This is a genomic window from Paenibacillus rhizosphaerae, assembly GCF_014192015.1.
In the GTDB taxonomy this organism is placed as follows: Bacteria; Bacillota; Bacilli; order Paenibacillales; family Paenibacillaceae; genus Paenibacillus_AQ; species Paenibacillus_AQ rhizosphaerae.
Window position 1 is genome coordinate 156,615 of the sequence record NZ_JACHXJ010000004.1, and the last position, 26,419, is coordinate 183,033.

The 26,419-nt window shown below is 55.4% G+C and carries 17 protein-coding genes; 7 read left to right on the forward strand and 10 right to left on the reverse strand.

The annotated features are described in order from the left end of the window. Nucleotides 1-130: 130 nt before the first annotated feature. A complete protein-coding gene (locus tag FHS19_RS22920; protein WP_183584138.1) occupies nt 131-1,936 on the reverse strand; it encodes an ABC transporter ATP-binding protein in 1,806 nt (601 codons plus the stop codon). Further along, complete coding sequence (locus tag FHS19_RS22925) at nt 1,933-3,678, reverse strand: ABC transporter ATP-binding protein (RefSeq protein ID WP_183584139.1); 1,746 nt, start codon at nt 3,676-3,678, stop codon at nt 1,933-1,935. The genes FHS19_RS22920 and FHS19_RS22925 overlap by 4 nt, the downstream gene beginning before the upstream one ends. Before the next feature lie 447 nt (nt 3,679-4,125). Here FHS19_RS22925 and FHS19_RS22930 point away from each other — a divergent pair, with 447 nt between their 5' ends. The 4 genes from FHS19_RS22930 (at nt 4,126) to FHS19_RS22945 (ending at nt 7,897) form a co-directional block, all read left to right on the forward strand. Then, on the forward strand, nt 4,126-5,094 hold the full coding sequence (locus tag FHS19_RS22930; protein WP_183584140.1) for an ABC transporter ATP-binding protein: 969 nt from the start codon (nt 4,126-4,128) through the stop codon (nt 5,092-5,094). Next, nucleotides 5,095-5,892: an ABC transporter permease gene (locus FHS19_RS22935; protein WP_183584141.1), complete on the forward strand. Its 798-nt coding sequence runs from the start codon at nt 5,095-5,097 to the stop codon at nt 5,890-5,892. It abuts the gene before it with no gap. 110 nt (nt 5,893-6,002) lie between these two features. After that, complete coding sequence (locus FHS19_RS22940; RefSeq protein ID WP_183584142.1) at nt 6,003-6,677, forward strand: response regulator transcription factor; 675 nt, start codon at nt 6,003-6,005, stop codon at nt 6,675-6,677. Further along, nucleotides 6,674-7,897, forward strand: a complete 1,224-nt coding sequence (locus FHS19_RS22945; RefSeq protein WP_312887305.1) for a sensor histidine kinase — start codon at nt 6,674-6,676, stop codon at nt 7,895-7,897. Before FHS19_RS22940 ends, FHS19_RS22945 begins: the two co-directional genes overlap by 4 nt. Here the strand turns inward: FHS19_RS22945 and FHS19_RS22950 are convergent. The 4 genes from FHS19_RS22950 to FHS19_RS35045 form a co-directional block, all read right to left on the reverse strand. Then, nucleotides 7,866-10,502, reverse strand: a complete 2,637-nt coding sequence (locus tag FHS19_RS22950; protein ID WP_183584143.1) for a winged helix-turn-helix domain-containing protein — start codon at nt 10,500-10,502, stop codon at nt 7,866-7,868. The genes FHS19_RS22945 and FHS19_RS22950 overlap by 32 nt on opposite strands. Nucleotides 10,503-10,839: 337 nt before the next feature. Then, nucleotides 10,840-11,502, reverse strand: a complete 663-nt coding sequence (locus tag FHS19_RS22955) for a YwrJ family protein (protein WP_183584144.1) — start codon at nt 11,500-11,502, stop codon at nt 10,840-10,842. Nucleotides 11,503-11,515: 13 nt separating this feature from the next. Continuing rightward, on the reverse strand, nt 11,516-12,859 hold the full coding sequence (locus FHS19_RS22960) for an arsenic transporter (RefSeq protein WP_183584145.1): 1,344 nt from the start codon (nt 12,857-12,859) through the stop codon (nt 11,516-11,518). Nucleotides 12,860-13,064: 205 nt separating this feature from the next. Further along, nucleotides 13,065-13,847, reverse strand: a complete 783-nt coding sequence (locus tag FHS19_RS35045; RefSeq protein WP_183584146.1) for a hypothetical protein — start codon at nt 13,845-13,847, stop codon at nt 13,065-13,067. 348 nt (nt 13,848-14,195) lie between these two features. Between FHS19_RS35045 and FHS19_RS22970 the strand changes: the two genes are divergently transcribed. Next, nucleotides 14,196-15,245 (forward strand): CotH kinase family protein, encoded by a 1,050-nt coding sequence (locus FHS19_RS22970; RefSeq protein ID WP_183584147.1) that lies wholly within the window; start codon nt 14,196-14,198, stop codon nt 15,243-15,245. Between the two features lie 86 nt (nt 15,246-15,331). Here the strand turns inward: FHS19_RS22970 and FHS19_RS22975 are convergent, their stop codons facing one another. From FHS19_RS22975 to FHS19_RS22990, 4 genes are all read right to left on the reverse strand, one after another. Next, complete coding sequence (locus FHS19_RS22975; protein WP_183584148.1) at nt 15,332-17,266, reverse strand: ABC transporter permease; 1,935 nt, start codon at nt 17,264-17,266, stop codon at nt 15,332-15,334. After that, nucleotides 17,241-18,014, reverse strand: a complete 774-nt coding sequence (locus FHS19_RS22980; protein WP_183584149.1) for an ABC transporter ATP-binding protein — start codon at nt 18,012-18,014, stop codon at nt 17,241-17,243. Before FHS19_RS22980 ends, FHS19_RS22975 begins: the two co-directional genes overlap by 26 nt. Before the next feature lie 270 nt (nt 18,015-18,284). Beyond that, nucleotides 18,285-19,289 carry a sensor histidine kinase gene (locus FHS19_RS22985; protein ID WP_183584558.1) on the reverse strand — a complete coding sequence of 335 codons (1,005 nt, stop codon included), beginning with the start codon at nt 19,287-19,289 and terminating at the stop codon, nt 18,285-18,287. A 2-nt stretch (nt 19,290-19,291) separates the two neighbouring features. Beyond that, complete coding sequence (locus FHS19_RS22990) at nt 19,292-19,987, reverse strand: response regulator transcription factor (protein WP_183584150.1); 696 nt, start codon at nt 19,985-19,987, stop codon at nt 19,292-19,294. Nucleotides 19,988-20,235: 248 nt separating this feature from the next. On the opposite strand from FHS19_RS22990, the gene FHS19_RS22995 reads away from it, so the two are divergent. Both FHS19_RS22995 and FHS19_RS23000 read left to right on the forward strand, forming a co-directional pair. Continuing rightward, a complete protein-coding gene (locus FHS19_RS22995; RefSeq protein ID WP_183584151.1) occupies nt 20,236-23,454 on the forward strand; it encodes a copper amine oxidase N-terminal domain-containing protein in 3,219 nt (1,072 codons plus the stop codon). A 289-nt stretch (nt 23,455-23,743) separates the two neighbouring features. Beyond that, entirely contained in the window at nt 23,744-26,350 is a 2,607-nt protein-coding gene (locus tag FHS19_RS23000; RefSeq protein WP_183584559.1) for a WD40/YVTN/BNR-like repeat-containing protein, read from the forward strand. The last annotated feature ends 69 nt before the right edge of the window (nt 26,351-26,419 follow it).

Here is a 26,419-nt window from a genome sequence, read left to right on the forward strand (position 1 = left end):
CTTCTCGTGATGTCCGGCAACTGGTGGACGTATTGATTTGCGGGAATTCCCGGAAATGAAAAATAACATGAACACCCCCGGCTCTATTGAAGCCGGGGGTGTTTGCTCTTCGTTATGATCAGATGGTGGATCAGACCCTCACCGTCATGTTTTTGCTATCGGCGCGCTCATCGGATTCCGAGGAATCCGTCGGCTCGCCTTGCCACAGCAGCTGCATCTCGATGCTGGATTCCAGCAGTTCAGCCAGGCTGCCTTCCGCTTCGATGCGGCCGTCCTTCATCACGATGATATGGTCGGCCTGCGCCAGCGCCGCCCGGCGGTGGGATACGGCGATGCAGGTGACGTCGCGTTCATGGAACAAACGCTCCCACAGCTTCTTCTCCGTTTCGACGTCGAGCGCGCTCGACAGATCGTCGAAGATAAACAGGTCGGACTCGGTCATCATCATACGCGCCGTGGCGGCGCGCTGGATCTGGCCGCCGGACAGCATGACGCCTCTCGGTCCGACGAAAGTATCGAGACCTTTCTCCAGGTCCTCGATATCCTTCTCCATGACGGCCAGCCGGATCGCCCGGGTGAGCGCATCCGCTTCGGGCGGGCTGCCCTGAACGATGTTCTCCTGCAGCGTATCGCTGAACAGCCGCGGAACCTGCGGCGTATAAGCGGACCGCGGCGGAACCAGAAACGCTGCCGGATCGATGACTCGGCCGTTCCATTGCACATCACCGCCCGATTTGGGCAGCAGGCCGAGCAGCGTGCGGACGAGGGTCGATTTGCCGGACCCGATCCGACCGGTAATCACGACGAACTGCCCCCTTTTCACCGCAAAGTTCACATTGGCAATGCCGTTCTCCGAGCCCGGATAGGTGTAGGAGAGGTTCCGGATTTCCAGCGTGTGCAGCTGGTCATCGGGGCTGCGCTCGACCACCGGCAGCTCGGGCGGTTCGCCGAATAGGTACGTTTCGCTGAAATCCATGATCCGCTCCTGCTCCCCCGGCCGGAAGAGAATGCTCATGCGGTCCAGGGACACTTTAAGTCTTTTATGCTGAAAGACCATATATCCGAACAGGGAAATACTGAACGCGATATTGGTCAAATAGGAGGTGAACAGGGCGAAATCGCCGACGGTAAATTGCCCGGCTTTCATCGCCGATGCGCACATCAGCAGGATGATGCCGGTACAAATGCTGAGCACATGCTGATTGAGCGAGCGCATCCACTGTTTGAACAGGTTATCCTTCAGCGCTGCCTGCCGGCGTGACTCATTCAGCTCCACAAAGCGCCGGTGGACATGCTCCTCGGCCTGCCCCAGCTTCAGCGCCTGCACCGCGCCGAAGGACTCCGCAATGAAACTCGTAATGCGCCCGGTGGCTTCACGGTTTTGCTGGCCGTAGCGTCTCGCCCGGTTGCCGGACAGATTGTTCAGCAGCGTCACCGCAACCAGCGGCAAAATCGCAACCAGGGTGATCTGCCAGTTGACGCGGGCCATGATGACCAGGGAGATGATAGCAAACGCAAACCGTCCCCAGAAATCGACCCAGGACTCCACATATTCGACCACTTCGTCAACGTCTTCGCGGAACCGGCTCACGGCTTCTCCCGGCGAGGCGGGGAGGTTGCGTCCGGGCCAGCGCATGATGCCCTTCAGCATATTCGTGCGGAGAATCGCCTGGATGTCATAAATATAGGTGACCCATTTAAAAAAGGCCCAGAAAAAGACGCCGGTCCGGGATATGCGGACCAGAGCGATAAAAATGAGCGGGGCAACGAGCCACAAATAGTTATGCGATTGGCCGGTCGCCCTGTCGAAGAACCACTGCATGCCCAGGCCCAGCAGCAGCGGCATGGAATGAAACAGGCCCCACAAGAGGCCGTTCACAATAAATAGCGAGATGTTATACGTAAACAGGCGCTGGATAAACCGGGTTACGGTCATGCCAAGTCCTCCTCTCGTCCGGTAATCAGCAGCTGGGCGTAGCGTGAGGATGGATCCTTTGCCAATACCTCCCGTTCCCCGAATTCAAGAATCCGGCCGTCGCCAAGCACCATGATGTGATCAACCTGCTCCAGCGTGGAGAGCCGGTGCGCGATCACGATGCCCGTACAGTTCTGCATGAGCTGATCCACGGCAGACTGCAGCATCGCTTCGGTAGCGGCGTCCAGCCGGGAAGACGGCTCATCCAGGATCACCAGGCTGGGCTGGGTCAGAAAAACCCGTGTCAGGGCGAAAAGCTGCGCTTCCCCGGCGGACAGCGAGGCGCCGCCGGCCTTCAGATGCGTATCCAGACCTTCCGGCTGCGAGTCGATCCATTGCTTAAGTCCGAGCCTTTCGGTCGTGCCCAGAATATAGTCGTCCGGGATGCTGCCGTCAAACAGCGTCAGATTGTCCCGGAGCGTGCCGTCAAACAGCTGTACGTCCTGCGTGACCATGCCGACCCGGCGGTACAGCGCCTCGAGCTTCAGGTCGCGAATGTCTACGCCTCCCACCCGGACGGTGCCGCTGTTGATATTGTACAGACGAAGCAGGACCCGGCTGAGGCTCGACTTGCCGCTCCCGGTACGCCCGATGATGCCCAGGCGCTCGCCGGGCCGGACGGTGAACGTAATATCATGCAGCACCGGCCTATCCGGATTATAGCTGAAATGGACGTGGTCGAATTCCAGGCCGAGCGCTCCGTCAGGCAGCGCCGTTTGCGTTCCTTCCATGATTTCGGTGCGGCTTGCCAGCAGCTCCTGGGAGCGCAGCATGCCAGATTTGGCCTTTTGGAATTCCTGAACCTGATCCCCGAGCTGCTCGATCGGATCGTTCAGCATTTGGGTGTATTGATAAATGAGGAACAGGGTGCCGAGCGAAATTTGCTTGGTCAGGAAATAATGGACGCCGAGCATCAGCACCGCCGTCACGGCGATGGCGAACAGCACGACCGTCGTATTCCAGGGAATGACGCGCAGCATCCAGGCTTTGCGTCCTTTGAGGAACACATTCCGCATGGCGCGGTAGAACCGGTTCATCACGTACGGCACGTTGCCGTTCGCCTGAACGTCCTCAATGCCGGCGATCCGTTCCTCGATCAGGCCGAACAGTGCCGCGCTGGCGCCGCGCTCATCCTTGGAGGACGTGACCCCCAGATCGCGGATGAACACCATGGCTCCGATGGATGCCAAGGTGAACAGGGTCATGACCGAGGCAATCGGCCAATTGATCGTAAACATATAGCCGAGAATGCCGGCGAGGAGCACGAAGCTGCCGATGACCTTGATGATAAACATGGCGAAAAAGTTCGACATGTTGGTGACGTCCCCGTCGATCCGCTCGATCATTTCGCCTGGCGTTTTCAAATTGTGAAACCGCATATCAAGCCGCAGGCAGTGCTTCAGCAGGTCGCCGCGCAGCTGGTTGGTGGCACGCCAGGACACGTCGTTGCCGAGATAGCTGATCGCTACGGTCAGGACCTGGTTCAGCACGGCGAAAACCAGGTAAATCCCCGCCAGCACGAGCAGGCTGGAGACGATGCCGTTCTCGGCGGCCGTGTCGATAAATCGCTGCACAATTTGCGGATTGACCAGCTGGGCTCCGGTCGAGGCGAGCAGCAGAATAAGCAGCAGAAGCAGCCGTCCCCGGACCGGCTTCAAGTATTTCAGCAGCCAGGACATCGACGGCTTTGCGGATTGTTGCATGGTAAAACCCCCCAATTCCAAACGAAACCTTATGTATGGTGACTTGCTTTCGCCCGGCTTTCATAATTGACCGGATGCAAATAATATCCATCATACAATAATTTGGAAGCGATTCAAGATAAAGTTTGATTAAATCCAAACTTTATCGGCGTTTATTATCTCAGGGTGGCTGCAAGGCTTGCAGTGCATGCCATCCCCCTTGCCTTCAGGCGTAGCAGGCGGATTCATGCTGAAGAAACGAAGTGGTCCCCTTTATTTCCGGATTTCAACTTTCTAACCGTTCCATGGAAATCTGGGAATAACAGGGATCGGAAGCATGATCCGCATGCGGAGTCCCATCAGTTCATATTCAGTTCATAATGTGGGTTTAATCTTAGTACCGTTCACAAGTTCGGCGCTGCTTCCTGCGTGCCCGGCTGGTGACCCAGAATTAAGGGAGGTATGAAGATGGAACCCATCATTCGCGTAGAACAATTACGAAAACAATATAAAAGCGGCAAACGCCCGGCCGTGGACGGGATCAGCTTCGAGGTGGGGCGGGGCGAATTCTTCGCCTTCCTGGGCCCGAACGGGGCCGGGAAAACGACCACGATTTCGATTCTGACCACCACGCTGTCCAAAACCGAAGGCACGGTCATGATCGCCGGCTACGATGTGGAAAAGGAAGCGGCGAAAGTGCGCCGGAATGTCGGCATTATTTTTCAGAACCCGAGCCTGGACCTGGATTTGACGGCGGAAGAGAACATCCGCCTTCACGTCAGCATCTATGGCGTTTACGCCTACCGGCCGTTCTACAGCATGATGCCGAAGGAATACAAGCAGCGGATCGAGGAGCTGGCCGCCATCGTCGGCATTCACGACAATTTGTTCAAGAAGGTCAAGGGCTTCTCCGGCGGGATGAAGCGCAAGCTGGAAATCATGCGCAGCTTGATGCACAAGCCGCAAATTTTATTTTTGGATGAGCCGACGCAGGGGCTGGACGCCTCCGCCCGCCAATCGCTGTGGGCTTACCTGCAGAAGATCCGCAAGGAAGAAAACATTACGATATTCCTGACCACGCACTATTTGGAAGAAGCGGAGGAAGCCGACCGGGTGTGCATGATCACGCACGGCAAAGTGGCGGTGCTCGGAACGCCGGAAGAGATCAAGCACAAGCTGCTGGGCGACAAAAGCATGCTGATCGACGCCGGCGACCGGAAGGCGCTGCGGGCGGAGCTGGAGGCGCTTCAGGTTTCTTTTACCGAGGAGGAGCAGTGCTTCCGCGTCCGTTTTCAGGATAAAACGCCACAGTCCCTCGTAGCCCGTCTGCATACGCCGTTAAGCCGGATGGAAGTGCACCAGCAGACGCTGGAGGAAGCTTATCTGAGCCTGGTGCAGCAGAGTCAAAACGACGAATCGAGAAAGGGGGCGGTCTAAATGCTCATGACCAAAGCGCAAAAAGAAAGCAACGCGGTTGTGGCGATCGCCGCGCGGGAAATTACGAAGGGCATCAAAAATCCGGTGCTGATGATCGTGAGCATCGTCTTTCCGATCATTTTTATCGGCATCTTCGGCGGAAGCCTGTCGCAGAACATGGCCGGCAATCTCGGATACAATTATTTACAGTTCATGATGATCGGCATGATCGTCAACAGCGTGTTCACAGGCCTTATCACAGGGATGAGCTCCCTGATCGAGGAAAGGAACCAGAATTTGACGCAGGAGCTGTACGTGTCCCCGATCTCCAGGTATTCCATTATCCTCGGCAAAATGATTGGTTCAAGCTTCACCAGCATCGTTGGGCTGCTTGGCATCCTGATCGTCGCACTCCTGATGCAAATTCCGCTGGGCGGCATGCATATCGTGTGGCTGTTTCTCATTACGCCGCTGTTCTGCCTGATCGGCGGATCGCTGGGTATTTTCTTCATCGGGTTTGTCCAAGACAGTAAAACGGCGGATATCGGTTCGATGCTGCTCGTCATGCCGCAGATGTTCCTGTCGGGAGCGATGATTCCAATCCAGCATTCCACCGGCATTCTCGGCTTTCTCGCCCATATTATGCCGATGACGTACTGCATCGATTTGGCCCGTGCGGTATTTTATTCCGGGACACCGGTCTACTCGCAGGTCGTACTGTACCATCCGGTGACGGATCTGCTGGTGATGGCCGGATTTTTCCTGGTCTTCACGGTCGTCGGCACATGGATGTTTACGAGATCGGAACGGAATCGTTAAAATGCAGGTAGGACGCAAATAGCCCCATCGGTTGGGGCATGAATGCATGGACGCATAACTGCGAACGTTCGTGTTCATTCCATATCAATGATAGAAAGGAGTGAGGCGACTTGGCTCATATACTGGTTGTCGACGACGATCCCCATATCCGGGAGCTCGTCAGCCATCTGCTGAAAAATGAGGGCTACACGATAGCGGAGGCGGCGAACGGAGATGAAGCCTTGGAGGCGATGGAGTCGTTCAAGGCCGATCTGGTCATCCTCGATATTATGATGCCGGGCATGGACGGCTGGGAACTGTGCCGCGAGCTGGATGCGGCCTATGACATCCCGCTGCTGATGCTGACGGCCAAGGGCGAAACCTCGCAGAAGGTCAAAGGGTTTGAGCTTGGGACCGACGACTATCTCGTCAAGCCGTTTGACCCGCTCGAGCTGACCGTCCGGGTGAAGGCGCTGCTCAAGCGTTATAAAATATCAGCCTCGCAGGAAATCCAGTTTGGCGACGTGCGCCTGAACCGCAAAACGTACGAATGCTACGCAGGATCGGCTGCGCTTACGCTCCCTTTAAAGGAGTTCGAGCTGCTGTTTTTGCTTGGCAGCTATCCCGGCAAGACGTTTTCCCGGGATCAAATCATTGAGCATATTTGGGGCTATGACTATGAAGGTGACGAACGGACCGTCGATGTGCATATCAAGCGGCTGCGGGAGCGGTTTGCCGACCAGCAGGACCGCTTTCAGATCCGCACGATCCGCGGCCTCGGCTACCGGCTTGAGGTGCTGTCATGACGGATCGGGAACATAACGAGACCTGGCAGCGGATGAACCGAGAGAGCGGGGCGAGGCCGGCGGACCGGCAGGAAGCTCACCGGCTCCGGAGGGAAGAGCGAAGAAGAAAGCGGGAAGAAATTGCGAAGCGCAGAGAGAATGAGATTCGGGGCATGGACGGCGAGCCGCCGAGCCTGTGGCTGCGCGTCCGGATCATCTTTTTCATGATCCTTGTGCTGTCTGCGCTCATCGTTTGCTGGACCGCTGCGTTCTATTTAACTCACGGCCTTCGCTGGCACATCTCGCCCCTCGTAAGGCAGCTGTTGAACTCGGTGCTGGGCTTTGTCATTTTCGGCGTATCCATCTCGATTATTTCTCGTTTTGCGCAGCGGCGGCAGACAGAGTTTTACCAATTGGTCATCGATGCGCTGAAACGGATCTCCAAGGGCGATTTCAAGGTGGAAATTCCGGTGTTCGGCGAGAACGGTCATTGGGGCGGGATTGTAAAAGGGATCAACAACATGGCCGCCGACCTGAACAACCTGGAGCATATGCGCCAGGAGTTTATTTCAAACGTATCCCATGAGATTCAGTCCCCGCTGACTTCAATCAGCGGCTTTGCCCGGGTGCTGCGCGAGGAGAACCTGAGCCCCGGCCAGCGGGACCATTACTTGAACATTATTGAGGAGGAGAGCGTGCGGCTCTCCCGGCTGTCGGAGAATATGCTGCGACTGGCGTCGCTTGATTCCGACAAGCATCCGTTTCACGTCGAGCCCATCCGGCTGGACAAACAGCTGCAGATGCTTGTTCTCGCCTGCGAGCCCCAGTGGCAGGGCAAGGATCTGGATATGTCCGTAGAGTTTGAGCCCGTGACGATCGAGGCGGATCGGGATTTGCTCAGCCAGGTCTGGGTGAATCTGCTCCACAATGCGATTAAGTTTACGCCGGAGGGCGGAACGGTCCAGGTTTTTCTCGAGGAAAGCGGGCAGGAGGCCGTCGTTCGTGTCAAGGATTCCGGCATCGGTATCTCGGCCGAAGACCTCGAGCAAATTTTTGAAAGATTCTTTAAGGCGGATAAATCAAGAACCCGCTCCGGCGGGGGAAGCGGGCTGGGACTGTCGATTATCCAGAAAATCGTGCAGATGCACGGCGGCAGCGTCTCGGTCGAAAGCGCTCCGGGAGAAGGCACGGAGATGACGGTCCGGCTGCCTAAGACAGCAGACCGAGCTGCCGGGCCGTAACGAGCGCCTGGGTCCGCGAGGATACGCCAAGCTTTTCGTACAGGCGGGATAAGTAGACCTTGATGGTCCCTTCCGACAGCGCCAGTTCGGCGGCCATCTCCTTATTGCTGGCCCCTTGGCCGATCAGCCGGAGCAGCTCGGATTCGCTGCGGCTCAGCGGCTCAGCTGAGGCCGGAGCGGCAGCCGCAGCCGCTGTCTCCTGCATGGCCATGGGGAATTGCTCAAGAAGCTTGCGGACGTAGTCCCCGGACGCTTCCCCCGAGGGCCCGGCTCCAACGTCCTCATGGCTTCCACCGGACTCTCCGCGAATGACGGCCGCCTCATACCGGCCAAGCATCATCATCATCGGCTTGCCCTCATCCACGAAACTCCGGATATATCCGTTTTGTTCCCCCAGGAACAGGGCGGTATGAAGGTGGCGGAGGGCGGCCGTTTTTTGCCCCAGCCGTTCCTTCAACAGCGCCTGCAGGATGTGGTTTTCCACGATGCCGGAAACGAGCTGCTCGCGCTCGGATTGGGGCAGCAGGTGCTCCAGAATCCGCAGCGCCTCGTTCTCCTTTCGCTGCTTGCCAAGCAGGCGCACGAGCGTCATCAATTCATACTCCCGCTGAAAAGTCGGCTTGTCCTTGGCGGACAGCCCCAGCCGGGCCATCAGCTTCTTGGCGGCCGGCATCTGCCCGTTCGCAAGATGCATGCGGATTTTGAATGCCGTCAGCAGATGGATCCATGGCGTGCCCCAGCCGGCAGATAATGAGAGCGGGGCTTCCAGCACCTCGTCGATGACGTCATGTGCCAAGGCGGTCCGCCCGTCCGCAATGAGCAGGCGGGCCTTCATGATCAGCAGGGGGAGGCGCAGTCCCGGTACGTTCAATTCCTCGGTCAGAGCCGTCATCTCCTGGAGCATTTGGCGGCTTTCGCCGAGACGGTTCCATTCATAATATCCTTCAACGAGCGACTGCTTCACGTAAAGATGAATGAGCGACCGCTGCCAGCCATGGGCGGCGAGCACACCCATAAACAGCGCGCCGATTTTTTCCGTATCCGCGGACAGGACTCCTTTTAGCCCCAGCGCGGTCCGTCTCACAAGAGGCTCCGTTTTGTTGTAGTTAAACATATAATAGGTCGGGTCAGCCGGCAGAATATCGTCCAGCATGGTGCCGATGAAGGCAAACCAATTCGTGAAGTCTCCGCTTGCGAACATCAAATTGGAACGGACGAACAGGATGCCGCTCTGCAGCTGCTTCAGCCGCTCCGATTCCTTCAGCATCCGGGTCGTCGCCTCCAGTGAGCCGAGTCGGGCTTCCGCCTGGCCGAAACGCCCGGTAAGCACCAGCACGAACGCGTACAGGAGCGACAGCTCCAAGGACAGCTCATGCGCCGGCGGGAATCCCTCGAACCAGCGCAGCAGGACGGAAACTTCTCCGCGCTCCAGCACGGCTGGAATATGCTGCTCGAGAAGGCGGCCCGCCTCGGTGTAATCTCCGGCAGCCATGGCATGGTCGACGGCTTCGTCCAGCAATCCGCGGGACGCAAAGCCCCGGCTTGCCAGCCGGTTCAGCCGCATCCACTCTTCGGGCTGATGCCGCTTGAGGTGTTCCCGGACAAATCCGGCGAATAAATGGTGGTAGCGGAACCATTTATGCTTCACGTCCAGCGGAATGAGGAATAAATTGAACCGTCGGGCCGCTTCAAGCTTGTCCCCGCTGGCAGGGTCGCCCGTGAGCAGGCTGCATATGTCCGCATCCATCCGGTCGAGAACGGCCGTCGTCAGCACGAACGATCTCAGGTCGGCGGGAAGCTGCGTAAGCACCTCCTGAAGAAGGTAATCGGCCACATCCCGGTGGTCACCGTAGAAGCCATCAATCCATCGGTCTACGTCTTCGGCCGTTCTTAAAGAGAGCGAAGCCAGCTGCAGGCCGGCTGCCCATCCCTCGGTCCGTTCCGCAATCCGGTCGATCTGCAGCGGGGTCAGCCGCATGATGCCGGACTTTTGATAGAACTGTTCGGACTCGTGCCGGGTAAACTGGAGCCTGCCGGCGTCTATGACGGCGCATTCCCGCTTGGAGAGCCATTTTGACACCGGAAAAGGTACTTCCTTGCGGCTCGCAATCGTCACATGGAGCGTGGGGGGCATGTAGTCGATCAGGTAAGACAAGCCGTTATGAATGCGGTCATCTTCTATCCAATGATAATCGTCCAATACGAGCCTTACAGGCCCGGACAGTCCATGAAGCTCGTTGATTAACGCATCCAAGAATGCATCTGCCGACAGGGCCGGCAGGGCATCGGCCAGCTCAAGCATTCGCGGGGCTGCCGGGTCCGGCATGACTTCCGCCAATGCAAACGCCGCATAGCGCCAGAACCGGACCGGATCGTTGTCACGGCCGTCCAGCGCCAGCCAGGCGCAGCTTTCGCTTCGGCTTCGGGCCCACTGCGTCAACAGGGTAGTTTTGCCTGAGCCGGCAGGGGCGTAAATCAAGGTGAGTCTGCCATGAACTCCATCCGACAGGGATTGAAGAAGGCGTTCTCTATCGACCAGGCCATCTTTTGGAAGGGGCAAGGTGATTTTTGTTTTTAACATGATTGCATCGGTCCGCGTGATCATCGTATCCTCCAAATTTCCGACAAAATGGATGCCTTTTCCGTACTTTTTTCTCTCATTATATAAAAAAAAGGCCGGTCCGTTAACTTTCGTTAATCGCCAAAGGCCTGTTCTTCGGTTAAAATATGCGCAGATCGGAAGGCGAGACGATAAGCCGGTCGCCCCAGCTAACCAAACAACGCCATTCTCCGCACGCAGGATTCCTGCTTCTGGACCCTAGGTCCCTTCCCCACAGCTCTGCGCGTAGCTCCCCCCTTAGAACCGGAAACGGCCCCCCTACCGGATTCCGGCGTTATGCAAAAACAGCCAACCAGAGCATGCTCTGATTGGCTGTTTTTAGTTAGGGAAGATGAATGGATTTGATATGATCCGTGTGAAGAAGGATGGTTTCGCCTCCCGCTTCGATCAGCTCTATAATATGACTGTCTACTTTTTTGAGGAGCCCGGCTTTGAGGGGGGATTCACCTAAATCGAACACGACCAGACCATTCTGGAATTTTTCAAGCTGCTGTTCCAGGTTCCGTGATAAGGTCGGTGCTGCCGGCTGCACGGGAAAATGCGAATCGCTCAAATCATAGGGGGTCATATTCGGAGGGTACGGAGACAAATATTTCACGTGATGCAGCGGGATATATACAGTATGGTGAACAGGGGAGTAGAAAAGGAAATAATCATTCATAATGCTGGTTACATACCCATGAATCGAACTGGCACCGCCAAGATGGATTTCCGTAAATATTCCCCTTGCATTCATCAGCATCTTGCGAAAAGAAATATGGGCATGGTCAAGAACGGGCTCTTTGTTAGCCTGAGACGAATCCTCGACCTCCTCAATGACCTTCATGTGCTGAAGATGGTGTACCGGAGTGTAAATATATTTGTTTTCCGAGTAGAGGACCAAAATATCACTGCCGACATCAATGAGTTCACCGATGATCGGGATTTTATAGCCCGAGACCTTTAATTCTATTGTTTTTCCAAGTAGAGAACGGATGGACTCCATAGCTTGCCTCCTTTCATATGACATATTGGGTCCAGAGATAAAGGCTGGCGAGGCTGACGATTAGACCGACAGGTATCACAATGAACGTAACGCGCATATACTGCTTCCATGTGATATGAATTTTGCTGCTTCTTAACATGAACATCCATATCAAGGTAGCGAGGGTTCCGACGGGCGTCAACAATGAACCGATGTCGCTTCCGATAATCGTTGCCATATAAGCTAGATGGACATGCTGCGGATCAAGTCCCATGCCGAGCACCGCTAAAGTTCCGATCATGACGGACGGCAGGTTATTCACGATATTGGACAACAGGGTCAACAAAAGTCCGAATGCGGCGATCAGACTGGCTTCACCCATGCCGGCAAAAGGTTGTAATCCGTTGATTAAAGCGGCGGTTAACCCGGCGTTATCCAGGCTTTTGACGATTATATAGATGCTGAAGGCGAACAGTAGGATATGCCAAGGCGTCTTCGTAACAATGTCCTTAATCCCTGTTTTGGTCCGAAACCAGCGGACGAAGACGATGAGGGCGGCCCCGGTGATTGCGACATACTCGAGCGGTATACCCAAGCTTGCTGCTAGAAAAAAACCTGCCCGGAAGAGGACTACGATGCAGATGCTGACCCGAAACAGCCACCAGTCGATTTGGGTTCTGGTTTCCGTTGGCTGCTGAAGCGGGTGTATGTTAACTAATGAATAATCACGGGCGGGGTTACGGGAGATGGTAACGGGTATCTGTTTGCGAAAATAGAGGTAGAGCAGCAGGGCGATCGTTGCGATCCCGATCATGGAGGGGATGAACATAATTAGGGTATAGCTGTTCAGGTCCAAGCCTACGATATTAAGCGCAATGAGATTCGCCAGGTTGCTTACGCCGATCGGTGCGCTGGATGCCGTTGCGATGAGTGCGCCGGACAGGAGATACGGTATTTTTTGATGCGGCTTTAATTTCAGCATTGAGCAGATTTGAATAATGATGGGCGTTGTGATCAGGATACTGCCATCGTTATTAAAGAAAATCGTCATTAGGAAGCAGAGCAGGATCACATACCAGAACAACTTTCGGCCGGAACCGTTTACCCGTTCAATCAGGTTGAGAGCAACCCAGCGAAAAACACCGACGCTGTCCAGCACCAGGGACATCACGATCGTAGACAGAATCGTCACAGCGGCTCCGGAAACGATGTTGAAAATGGTGATCAGGTCCGTTAAAGGGACGACCCCGGCGGCGAGCAGAATAAATGCTCCGGCGGTGGTGGAAATGGATTCGTTGATTCCGCGGGGGCGCCACATCAAGAAAATGACGGTGATGGCAAATACGCCGACTGTTAGCCACATTTGGTAGTCAGACATTTACTTTGACTCACCTCCCAGGGGGAGAACACTGGATACTGGCTGAATGACTGGATCTGCTGTCCGTGTAGCTTTTCCTGGACGTATCATCCAGTACAACGGGATTCCGGCAATTAAAACTGCAATAAATACATACATGGCTTATTCCCCCCTTTGTGGATTGGATTCAACGCGAAGGGTCAATTTTGTTGAATGCAGTCATGGCTTATTTACTGATTTTGCGCTTGCGTACCGTACGTTTGATCGGTTTGGGCTTTCTCCAGGATCTGCTAGCCCATTCCATGGCCCCTCTTGTCAGATTGCCTTTGGTATGGTTGCCGCGGGTTTGGTTGCCTTTGGTATGGTTGCCGCGGGTTTGGTTGCCTCTGGTTTGGTTGCCTCTGGTTTGGTTGCCTCTGGTTTGGTTGCCTCTGGTTTGGTTGCCACGGGTTTGATTGCCGCGGGTTTGGTTGCCACGGGTTTGGTTACCCCGAGTTTGGTTGCCTTTGGTTTGGTTGCCTTTGGTTTGGTTGCCTTTAGATTGGTTGCCTTTAGATTGGTTGCCTTTAGATTGGTTTTTGTTACCGCCGCTCTTGTTCTTGTTTCCTCCACTGGTGTTCGAGCCGATTACCATAACGGATTTTACATGGTATATCGGAATACTGATGACTTCATCATTTTTGGCTACCAGTGTCAATGTGGATTGGTTCACATCCGCAACGACACCTTCGACTTTTTCCGGGCCGCCGCGGTTAATTTGTACGCGTTGGTAGCGGAGCGAATGCAGCAATCCAGCGAAGTTTCCTGCCATAACCGGGTTCGCCGTCATGGCTTTTGCCCCTCCGGATTTGCCTGTGCTGCTGATGCTTTTGATATGGGTGCTGTTGACATAGACGATGCCCTCTTTCGTCGCAACGGCCAGGTAACCATGTTGTACGCCCACCAGAACACCTACGATCGAATCGGGCCCGCCGCGATTGATTTTCACCTCGCTCCCAATGGAGTTCATTGTGTTAAGACCTGCTAACGACATACCAATTACCCCTTCCAAGATAGTTTGGATAGTCTCATGAAGGGCTTTATTTGTCCTTCGAGTCTATCTGTAATCTATTTATATGTGTCTTGCAAAAAAGGGGACTAGCCGAAAATACTAGATTATCCGAAATCAAACCGGAGTCTATCTTTCTATGTCTGCCGAATAGTTTTTACACTAGAAAGGCGGCAGCCCTTACGTGAACTGCCGGGGCCGCATAGGTTGAACAAAGCCTAAATAGGGCAAATGATCACGCCGTGCTCAGCCCCAGCGGGCCGGGCAGGCCGTTGATCATGCGATTCAATCTAGAAGGGCGGTTACGGCATGGGTCTGCCTGTCTACCGAATCGAGTTAAAGGATTCGGCGATGAAAAAGCTGGAGAGCAACATATGGTCCGATTCGTTTGTCAGTGGAACGATGAGCATGAATGGCCGGAGGACTCCGATTCGCATTCGTTACCGCGGGGGCCATACCCGTGAATATCCGAAAAAATCCTATGAGATTCGGACGGCCAAGGCGACGTACCACTTTAACGCGGAACACGATGATCCGTCCCTGATGAGAAACGCCCTTTCATTTCATTATTTTAATGTGCTTGGCGTCCCCAGCCCCTCGACGAAACACTGCGTGCTTTATATGAATGGAAATAAGGAAGGGGTGTATTTAAGAATCGAGGCGGTGAAGTCCGCTTTTTTCCGCAAAAGGGGGCTCCATGCACGAAGCATCATCTATGCGGTCAATGATAATGCCGACTTTGCCATGCCGGAAAAAAATGCGAAGTCGAGCAGATTGCTGTCAGGATACGCTTTCATTAAGGGCGACGAAACGGACAGGAATCGTCTCGGTGACTTTATCCGAAGCATTAACCGGAAAAAGGGGACCGAGCTAAGCGATTATCTTCGGCAGCGCCTGGATATGGACAATTATTTACGCTGGTTATGCGGGGCGGTGCTGACGGGAAATTACGACGGGTTCCTCCAGAACTATACGATATTCGAATACGGCAAGCGCAACATGTATGGAATGATCCCTTGGGATTATGAGGGCACCTGGGGCAGAAACTGCTATGGTAAAGCTGTAAAATCCGACCTGGTCAGGATTAAGGGATACAACGTGCTGACTGGAAAGGTGCTGGCTTACAAGGCGTACAGGCAGAAGTACAAGCGAATCCTTGAGCGGACGCTGGAATCTACCTTTACCGTGTCGCGCCTGATGCCTGTAGTCAAGAAAATGCACAGCGCCATTGCTCAGGACATCTATGACGATCCCAAATATAAGTGGGATATCGGTATGTTTGACTCGGAACCGGATGTCATCAGGGAATATATTGAAGACCGACGCCGGGATATCAGGAATGAAATGGAGCAGCTTTGAGCGAGCCATCGCTCCCCCGGCTACATAACACAAGCCCTGGCACGATTGCACGTACCAAGGCTTGCTTCCACGGGATTTACCCAGCTTCAGATCATCTTCTGATGCAAATGATTTAAATAGCGCCAGCGCGTGATCCAGTAATAGATGACCTGGATCGCCAGGAACGTGGCAAAGATGGCCAGCGTATGCGAAGCGACGGAGAAGTCGACCAGCTGCTGCAGGGCCAGAAAGGCAACGCTGCTGTGGATGACCGCCACCAGCATCGGCAGGAAGAACATCAGCAGCAGCTGTCTCGAGACGGTTCGCCCCAATTCCCTCCGGCTTAAGCCCACCTTGGAGATCATCCGGTACTGCTCTTCGTCCCGGGCCAGGTCTGCATAGAGACGGAAGTAGATGAAGCTTGCGGCGAAGGTGAAGAACACGATCCCGACGAGCCCGCTGACGATCAGCAGCATGCCGTTCAGCTGCCGGGACTGGACCCAGTCGATGACGAGCGCCTGGAAGTTGTAATTCATATATCCCGACTCATCGACGTCATTATTAATCGTGTCACGGAGCTCCTGCGCGATGCGCAGGGTGTGATGCCAGTCCGGGACGACAAACTGCACTAAGACGATCTTGAGCAGATTGCCGGCGTTCACCTTCACATAGTCTGCGTCGGACACGACATACACATTGGTGGTATTGGGTACGACGATATGCGGCAGCGCTTTAAGCAGATGCAGGGTCATTTCCGAGCCTTCCTTCGTCAGGGTCAGGCTGTCCTGGGTTAATCCGTCCAGCTTGAACTCGCTGGTTTGCGTGACCGTCGAAGGCGTTGCGAACGCTTCCCCTTCGCGAAGCGTCTCCTGCTCGTAACCCAGGGCCTTGGCCAGACGGTTGTAATCGTCCAGCTTGATCAGCATGAACCCGTTATCCGAATAAGTCGGGATAAAGGATACTTTGCGGTAGTCAAAACCCTCTCTCCGCAGCGTGTCTTCAATCAGGCGGACATGCTTCTGCTCAAATGAATTTTTATGGTCTGACTCATTGAAAGAATCGTACGTGAACGCATACGGATTCTTCATCGCGGCGAGCCCGGGGTCGCCAATGGCCAGCGCGGTTCCGATTCCGGTAAAAGCGGTGGCGGAAATGACCGCAACCATGAAGAACATCACGGCATTGTCCCGCAACCGGTAGATCAGCTCGGAGATCGTCAGCAGGTTCGTCCGCTTGAGGAAGATACGGGGCCGCTTCTTCATCGCTCTCATCACGTACACGCTAAGCTGGGTGAACAGGAAGTACGTGCCGACGATGACCAGCGCCACGCCGCCGAGCAGCAGCAGGAATGAGAACATCCGGCGCAGCACGAACAGAAACACGCAGGCGTAGCCGAGCAGGATGAGCAGGGCTGATAGGACGGACAGCAGGACCGATGCCTTCGGCTCGGGCTTGGGCTTATCTTCCGCCTTGATCAGCTCGATGAGCGTGCCTTTCCGGGTCATCACCGAGGTGAAGGAAGCGACCAGCAGAAACAGAATCAGGTAAGCCCCGGCCGTCAGCAGGATCGCTTTTCCCGGCAGGTAAAAGGGCAGCCCGTCGACGATCGCCAGCATCGAGGCGGAGATGAGCAGGATCAGCTTCGAGAACACGGCACCGACGATGATCCCGGCGATAATGGCGGCGGCGCCGATCGCGATATTTTCAATAAAAAGCATCCGGTTCAGCTGTTTGCGGGACATGCCGAGCAGGAGCAGAATGCCGAATTCTTTTTTGCGCAGCTTGATAAACGAAGACGCCGAGTACAGCAGGAAAAAAAACGAGAAAATAAACACGATACATTGGGACACCCGCAGCCCTATCGAGCCGAGCATGCTCAGCGTTCCGCTGGAGGACACGATGTTTCCCTTCAGGTCGGGATGAAAGAGCAGCAGGGCATAGATGAAGAAAATCATGACCGAAAAGGCGCTGCTCAGAAAATGGGCTACATACGCCCGCTTGTTCCGGAAGACGTTATTAAAGGCGAACTGGCGAAAATTCATGTCCGTTCCCTCCCAGCAGCGACAGCACGTTGATGATCTTTTGGTAGAACGCCGCGCGGTTGTCCCCGTCATGGATTTCGTTGTACAGCTGGCCGTCTTTGATAAAAATGACGCGGTGGCAGTAGCTCGCCGCCACCGGATCGTGGGTGACGAGCAGCATCGTGGCCCCGTCCTCCTGATTGCGCTTCTCCAGAATTTCCATCACGTCGCGCGCCGCCTTGGAGTCCAGGTTGCCTGTCGGCTCGTCGGCCAGCAGCAGCTTGGGCCGGTGGATCAGCGCCCGCGCGATCGCGGTTCGCTGCGCCTGCCCCCCGGATATTTCGTAGGTCCGCTTATCCAGTATGGAGGTAATACCAAGCTTCTCGGTCAGCGCGGCGACCCGCTCGTTCATTTCCTGCACGCCGACACCATCCAGCGTTAACGGGAGTATAATGTTCTCCTTCACCGTCAGCGTATGAAGCAGATTAAACGACTGGAAGACGAAGCCCAGCTCCCGGCGCCGGAACCGTGCCAGCTGATCCTGGGACAGGCGGTACGGGTCTTGCCCGCCGATGCGGATTTCGCCCGAGGTCGGGCGGTCGATGGTCGACACGATGTTCAGCAGGGTTGTTTTTCCGCTGCCGGACGGCCCCATGATACCGACGAACTCGCCTTCCTGAATCGTTAAATCGATATTGGACAGAGCCTCGTAAGATACCATGCCTTTATAAATTTTGCCTATATTTTTGGCGGATAAAATGTCCGTCATCCGAAGCACTCCTTCTCTTCAACCCGGACACCTGCCCGCACGCGGGAGAGCGGCGGAACCGGCGGTCCGTTCAATTTCAGCCCCCCGCAACATCCGTGATGGCGTATCGGTGTATAGGGATGCTTTGCGGGGTCACCCTAGGTCCAGTGTAAGCGATGGAGCCGAAATCTCCTATGGAAGGACCTTTCAGCAAACTTACACGGATGTAAGCTTATGTCACCGCCCGTAAGCTTGGCTTGCCTCGGACACGCGGCAAAAAAGGCGCCGGAATCAGCGATTCCGCGCCTGTACCTGCGAGCGCTCGAAATGGAGGCGGACCGCCGTCCCTTCCCCGGGCGCCGATTCGATGCGAATGCCGTGGCCCAGCTTGTCCGCGACCTCTTTTACGAGATACAGCCCCATACCCGTCGATTCCTTGAACCTGCGGCCGTTCTCACCGGTGTAGAAGGGACGGAAGACCCGTCCGAGGTCCGCCTTCGGTATGCCGACGCCCCGGTCGCGGATTTCCAGGGTCAAGGAACGATCGTCTTCAATCGTGGCGGAAACCGTAATTTTGCTGCCGGTGCCGGCGGCATATTTGATGGCGTTGGACAACAGCTGCTCGAGCATGAACCGCAGCCATTTGGCATCGGTTTGCACCGTAACCCCGTCGTCCACCTGAACTTCCGGATATACATGACTGCGGATAAAATACCGCTTAAGCTCGTGCACCGTCTCGTTTACGGCCTGCCTGAGGCCGACGGGCTCCACGCTGAAGTCCTGCTCGAAGGTTTCGAGACGGGACACGTACAGCACCATCTCCAGGCCGCGCCGGATGCGGTCCGTTTCCTCCGATATGCTGAGCAGACGCTCATCGTCCTCGCCCTGCGTAATCATTTCGATGACGGATACCGGCGTCTTCATCTGATGCACCCACTGGTTCATGAAGGTCAGGTGCTCCTGCTGCTTGCGTTCCCAGGTCTGAAGCAGGTTCTGATAATGCCGGTACTGCGTCTCCAGCAGGTGGTTGAAGGCTTGGGACACCGGAGCGGTACCGCCTGCGGCGATCGACTCGTTCAAGGCTTCGAATGGACGGGATAAGCGCATGTACAGCAGCCGCTGGCTGAAGAAGCGAAAGATGAGATATCCGGCCAATATAAACAGGCCGAGAAAAATGCCATAGAGCGCCGTGAGCGGATGGTCGTATCCGTCAAACCAGAACACAGCCACAACGGCCAGCAGTTCCAGCATCGTGAAGATCAGCAGCGGAATATGGTCACGAATGAAGAGCTTCACCGTCATGCCTCATCCTTCCATGCCATATTGAGACGGTAGCCCGAGCCGCGCACCGTTTCCAGCGCCTCCCCGATGCCCAGCTCTGCCAGCCTTTTGCGGACGCGGGTAATATTGACGCTCAAGGTGTTGTCATCCACGAACGTGTCGTCCCACAGCTTCTCGAGGATCGTCTCCCGGGAGACCAGCCGCGGACTGCGTTCCAGCAGGGTCTCGATCAGGATTGTTTCCTTCCGGGTCAGGGAAATCCGCTTGTCCCCCAGCTTCAGCTCCATCCGTTCGGGATACAGGACGAGCCCGGCTTGTTCGACCGTCCGCTCGCCGGCGGCGGCGTAATCCCCGTAGACGCGGCGGAGCTGGCTGCGGATTTTGGCCATCACGATTTCGTAGTGAAACGGCTTCGTAATATAATCGTCGCCGCCGTTCTCCAGGGCCATGACCTGGTCCATTTTTTCGTTGCGGGCCGAAATAAAAATGATCGGGCAGGTCGATACCTGACGGATCTGCCGGCACCAATAGTAGCCGTCGAAGCTCGGCAGGTTGACATCCAGCAGCACGATATGGGGGGCGGCCGCCGTAAACTCGTCCATGACGCGGTCGAAATCGTGAATCACGATGGCTTCGTCTCCGTATTTTTGAATATGGGACTGAAGCAGACCGGCGATCTTCGGATCGTCCTCGACGATCAATATTTTATACATATCCGAATTCTCCTTATGAAAGCAGTACTCGTATTCCGGAAATTGCTAACTCAGTATCATTATACACGTAAACCGCTGCGGGATTCAGACCGCTCAGGTTCTATACGGGAAACGGGGACATCGAATAATGGTCCGAGATCCCATTGAAAAATATTTTTTCGGAGCAGATAACTTTTCGCCGGCTTCCTCCGTCTGATATTACACAGTCAATATTTTCTATATCAGGAAAAGCAAAAGGAGGCGCGTTTGTGAAAAAAATTTGGTTAACGCTCTTGGCCGCCGTGATGATCTTCTCGGTCGCCCTCGGCGCCAATCAGGGGCAGGCAGCGGCTGCCGCCAGTCAAATCTCGATTTATATTGACGGCCAGAAGCTGTACTCCTCCCAGGCTCCCATTATGGTGAAAGGCAGGGCCATGCTCCCGATGAGAGCCATCTTCGAGGCGCTGGACGCCACGGTCGACTGGAACGCGAAGACGAAAACCGTCACCGCGAAACGGGACCAAACGACGATCGTGCTGAAGATCGGCTCCACGTCCGCGGTCGTTAACAACCGGACGTTGACCTTGGATGTGCCCGGACAGATCTACAAGGGCAGCACAATGGTGCCTGTCCGGTTTGTCAGCGAGGCGCTGGGCGAAAAGGTCGACTGGAATGCTTCTAACAAGACGGTAACGATCACGACATCCGGCGGCCCGGTAAATGCCGTGGCTTATGTTTCGGCCCGGATCATTTCCAAAAACGGTGACGGACGCGATGTGGAGGTCAGCTTTCCGAAAGTTTCGCCGGAGTCCGGCGTAAGCGAATATCGGGTGCTGATGGTCAAATCGGGAAATGCGTACAATTTCAATCTCGCCCAGGCGCTTTCGACCGGCAGCTACACTTCGATCCGCCCGAACGGGGATGACGTGTCGATTACCTTGTCGTCCCAGACCCGAGACGTGAACGGCGATTTGCTCCGGTCGGGGCAGTCGTATGCGGCATTTGTCCTGACTGTAGGCAAAAAGGGGAATAGCGCCTTGTCAGGCGTATCCCAGACGATTTCGCTGTCTTCGGTACCTTCCGTTGGGGCGGTTTCGAACATCAAAGTGTCCGATGCGAGCGACTACGGGGACGGCCGGGACCTGTCCGTCAGCTTTACCAAGGCCCAAACCGAGAGCAATATTACCAATTACCGCATCTATGTGGTCAAAACGAAGGATAAGAACAGCTTTGACCTGGCGGCTGCGAACAAGGTGCCGTCCTCAAACTTCACGGTGGTGAACAAAGCTGGAACGACCTTGTCCGGCAATCTTTCTTCTTCGGCAAGGGATACTTCCGGCGAGCTGATTCGGAATGGGGTTCCTTACACGGTGTTTGTAATGTCCGTCAGCAATACCGGCAGCTACACCTCGCAGCTGTCCGCCGCTTCATCGTCCATTACGCTGGCGGCGAATGCGGTATCCGCGCCGGTCATTACCCGCGTGGATGACATCAGCAATTATGGCGACGGCCGGGACCTGCGCGTGAACTTCAACAAGGTGTCCGACGAATCCCGTATCGGTTCTTACCGGATTTTCGTCGTGAAGGACAGCAAGGCAGGCAGCTTTAGCCTCTCGGCAGCAAACAATGTTCCGAGCGCTTATTACACGCAGGTGGGCAAAACCGGTTATAACCTCAGCCAGGTACTGTCTTCCGGAGCGCGTGATGTCGACGGATCGCTGATCGCGAACGGCGTTGTATACCGCGTGTTCGTTATGGCCGTGGGAACGGGAAGCTATTCCGGCAGCAATGCGCTGTCTTCGGCGTCTTCTTCCATTGTGCTCTACGGCAACGGTAACGTCGATGCCGCAAGCAATGTGAATGTCAGCGACATTAGCGACTACGGCGACGGCCGGGATCTGCTCGTGAACTTTAAGCGCGCCGGCGACGAAAGATATATTGGCCAATACCGCATTCTCGTCGTGAAAAATGGGGATGCCGGTCGGTTTGACCTGAATGACGCCAACGCGGTGCGCAGCTCGAACTACACGGCAATCACGCCGAATGGCGGCAACGTCAGCAAAGCCCTCGCTTCGGGAGCGCGGGATGTGGATGGGGACGCCATCCGGAACGGCATCTCCTATCGGGTATTTGTTCTGTCGGTAGGAACGGGCAGCTACGCCGGAACAAACGCTCTCTCCTCCTATTCGCCATCCATCACGCTGTCGGGCAACGTGAAGGTCGACCCGGCCACGAATGTGAAGGCGGCGGATATCGGCGATAACGGCGATGCAAGAGATCTGCAGGTGACTTTCAATCGAGCCAAGGACGAAAGCAACATTAAAGGTTACCGAATTCTCGTCGTCGAGGCGGATTCGGCCCGTTTCTTCGGCCTTTCCGATGCGGAAAAAGTGTCTAGCTCTGCTTATACCGCCGTTGATAAAACGGGATCCGATTTAAGGGGCGTGCTGAAAGCCGGAGCCCGCGACGTCGATAATGGCGTCATCAAGAATGACGTCAGCTACAAAGTGTTCGTTTTGTCCGTAGGAGCGTACGGCACCAATGCGCTGTCTGATCCTTCCGCGCCGATCACGCTGACCACGAAGACCGCAAGCCCGGCAACGAATGTGAATGTTTCAGACGTAGGGGACAGAAACAACGGCAGCGACCTGGAGGTTTCCTTTACTAAAGCGGCGGATGAGCGCAATTTGTACGAATACCGCATTTTAGTGGTGCCGACCGATAAGGCGAACGTACTGAAGGTGGACGGAGCATCGGATGTTAAGATCTACACGATAGCATCGAAGGGAAGCAATTATAAACAAACCCTTAGCTCTGACGCCAAGGATATTGACGGCAACTTTATTGAGAACGGAGTTGCCTATAAAGTGTTCATTCTGTCGGTGATGAGCCCGGACGGCAGGGGCAACGTTCTGTCCACACCTTCGGATGAAATCAAACTGCAGTCCAATCCGACGCTGGTGACCCGTGTTACCGCCTCGGAGCTGAAGGATGAAGAGGTCAAGGTTACCTTTGCGAAGGCGGCGGATGAAAGCACCATCGATTATTACAAGGTGTTTGCCGTGCCGGTTGGATCCACTACGTTCATGACGGCGAAATCCACCAAGGAGGTACCGGACAGCTTCAAGAAAGTCGATAAAGCCAACAAGGGTTCTTACGAGACGGCTTTCCAGGCGGGCGACAAAGATATTTACGGTCAGGAGCTGAATAAGCATGCAAGCTACCTGGTGTACGTTCTGTCCGTGCTGAAAGGGGACCAGGCTTCCAAAAGCGTGCTTTCCTCCGAAACGGGCTTTATGTTCGTAACGGCTTTTAACAACGAGGAGGATGCGAAGAAATACGTCAAAAATCAGCTGGTGAGCGATCAGGGCAGCATTTATCAAGTGCTAAAGGACTCGCCGCAAGGGACGCCGGGTACATCCGAAGACTATAAACTGCTGAAGAAGGCGGAAGCCAAAACAGCTGTCTCCAGCAAAACAAAGGGCTGACATCGGGATTCGCGTTAACTTGCCGATCATCGGCCGTGCAAATCACAGCTCCTGGATGATTGATTCCAGGAGCTGTTTTCATTGTGCATGTCTAATTTTCGCATGAAAAATCATCCAATTATTAGGGTATTATTATGGCAGTCTTTGCCCTTACAATAAATTTACTCATCATTGGTAACCGCTTACATAAAGTGCTGCAGCTGCAGCAAATCCTCATGTCAGTCATCATCGCATTTTTTCGAAAACGCTTTCGAATAACCAATCCATTTAATGATTGAGGAGGGCAATGATGTTCAAGAAGACGTTAAGCTTGGTTCTCGCCGCTTCCATCGCACTGCCGCTGGCCGGTACGGTGGGCCCCCCGGTGTCCGCTGACAAGGCGAACAATGGAAAAGGACCCAAGGCACCTGTCCAAACGTACAGCTGGGACCGGGTCAAGGTCGTCGGCGGAGGTTTTGTTCCGGGGATCGTTTACAACCCGAGCGAAAAGGACCTGATCTACGCCCGGACGGATATCGGAGGGGCCTACCGCTGGGTCCCGGCCACGAAGACATGGAAGCAGCTGCTGGACTTTGTCAGTGCAAAAGAATGGAACATGCTTGGCGTGGACACCCTGGCGACGGATCCGGTGGAAACCAACCGTTTGTACGTGGCGGCCGGAACCTACACCAACGACTGGACCGATATGAACGGCGTGCTGCTCCGCTCTACGGATAAAGGGGAGACGTGGCAGCGCACGGAGCTTCCTTTTAAACTCGGGGGAAATATGCCGGGAAGGTCGATGGGCGAACGGCTGACGATCGATCCAAACAATAACCGCATTCTCTACATGGGTACCCGCAGCGGCAACGGGCTGTGGCGCAGCACTGATTACGGAGTCACCTGGAAAAAAGTTGAGAGCTTCACCGCAGCCGGCAACGTGAAGGACCCCTACAACGATCTCGTCGGTGTCGTGTGGGTAACGTTTGACCCGTCGACGGGGAGTAAAGGAAAAACAACCCAGACGATTTACGCGGGAGTCGCCGATACCGAGCACAGCATCTATCGGAGCACCGACGGCGGTCAAACCTGGGAACCGGTGCCTGGACAGCCTGACCAAGGGTTCATCCCGCACCATGGCGTGCTTTCGAAGAACGGCAGCCTCTATGTGACCTACACCAAGGAGGTGGGCCCGTATAACGGCGGTGAAGGCTCGGTTTGGAAATACGATACGTTAACCGGGCAGTGGACCGATATCAGCCCGACCGGCGCGGGTTCCACAGACAGCCCGTACGGCGGCCTTGCCGTCGATGCGCAGCACCCGGATACGATCATGGTCGCCACGATGAACAAATGGTGGCCGGATGAATTTATCTACCGGAGCACGGACGGCGGCAAGACGTGGAAGCCGTTCTGGACGCTGGATTACGCCAAAGACCCGGTAAGGATGAACAACTATACCATTGACTACTCCCTGTCTCCGTGGCTGGATTGGGGCGAGAAAAAGAATCTGCCTGAACAGAATCCGAAGCTCGGATGGATGATCGGCGACCTGGAGATCGATCCGTTCAACCCGGATCGGATCATGTACGGTACGGGCGCGACGCTATACGGGTCAGAGAACGTGACTGCCCTGGATAAAGGAGAAAACGTCAACATCTCCGTCATGGCCGACGGGATCGAGGAGACGGCGGTTCTCGGCTTGATCAGCCCGCCGAGCGGAGCCCATCTCCTGAGCGCCATGGGGGACATCGGCGGCTTCCGCCACGAGGATCTGACCAAGGCCCCGGCCATGATTACGAATCCGTATATCGGGACAAGCACGGATATCGACTATGCTGAACTGAACCCGGACATCGTCGTCCGCGTCGGCAACAGCGACGGGGCGAACCCGAGGATGGGCGTGTCCACGGATAACGGCAAGACGTGGAAACCGGCGGCCAACGCCTGGACATCGGCATCCGACGATGCCACGCAGGGCGGATACGTCGCGGTCGGTGCGGACGGGTCCTCCATCGTCTGGAGCCCATCCAACTCGGCTGCTCCGAAGCCGGTGAGCTATTCGCGCGACCTGGGGGCCACCTGGGCGGCCTCGTCGGGAGTTCCAAGCGGCGCGAGAGTATCCTCGGACCGGGTGAATCCGAATAAGTTTTATGCGATTGCGGACGGCATGTTCTATGTCAGCCAGGACGGAGGCGCAACCTTCGCCAAGGCAGCTGCGGGCCTGCCAACCAACCTGACAAGCAACTTCAAAGCTGTGCCTGGTATGGAAGGAGACATCTGGGTAGCCGCTGCGGCAGACAACACGAACCAGGACAGCCCTTACGGATTATGGCATTCCACGGATTCGGGACGCACCTTTACGAAGCTGGGACAGATCCAGGACGCGGCGGCCATCGGTTTCGGCAAAGCGGCTCCGGGCCAGAAATATATGGCACTGTATGCCCATGCCACCATCAACAACGTGGATGGCATTTACCGCTCCGATGACGCGGGAAAGACGTGGATCCGTATCAATGACGACCAGCAGTTTGGTTCGGCCAACACGGCGATCACCGGGGATCCAAGGGTTTACGGCCGCGTATACTTGGCGACCAACGGTCTCGGCATTGTTCTTGGCGATATGGCCGGCAGCTCGGATACAACGGCACCGGTCATCACGGTTGACGACAAAGGCAAACCGCAAAACAACCGGAACTACGTGCTCTCCGGCCGCGTTAACGAGGCTGTGAAAGATTCCTCGATCAGTGTTTCCTTAAATGGCGGGAAGCCTTTTACCATAAAAGTCGTGAACGGCAAGTTCAATCATAAACTGACCTTGGCCAGCGGGAAAAACCGGATTGTGCTGGAAGCAGCCGACCTGATGGGGAACAAGGCAAGCCTTGAGGTTACGGTCGAGTACAATCCCAAGAAGTAACCCGAAACATGCGCGCAGGGATTCACATTTAAAGAAGACCTGCTGCCGTCCATGCGGCGAGGACTGCCC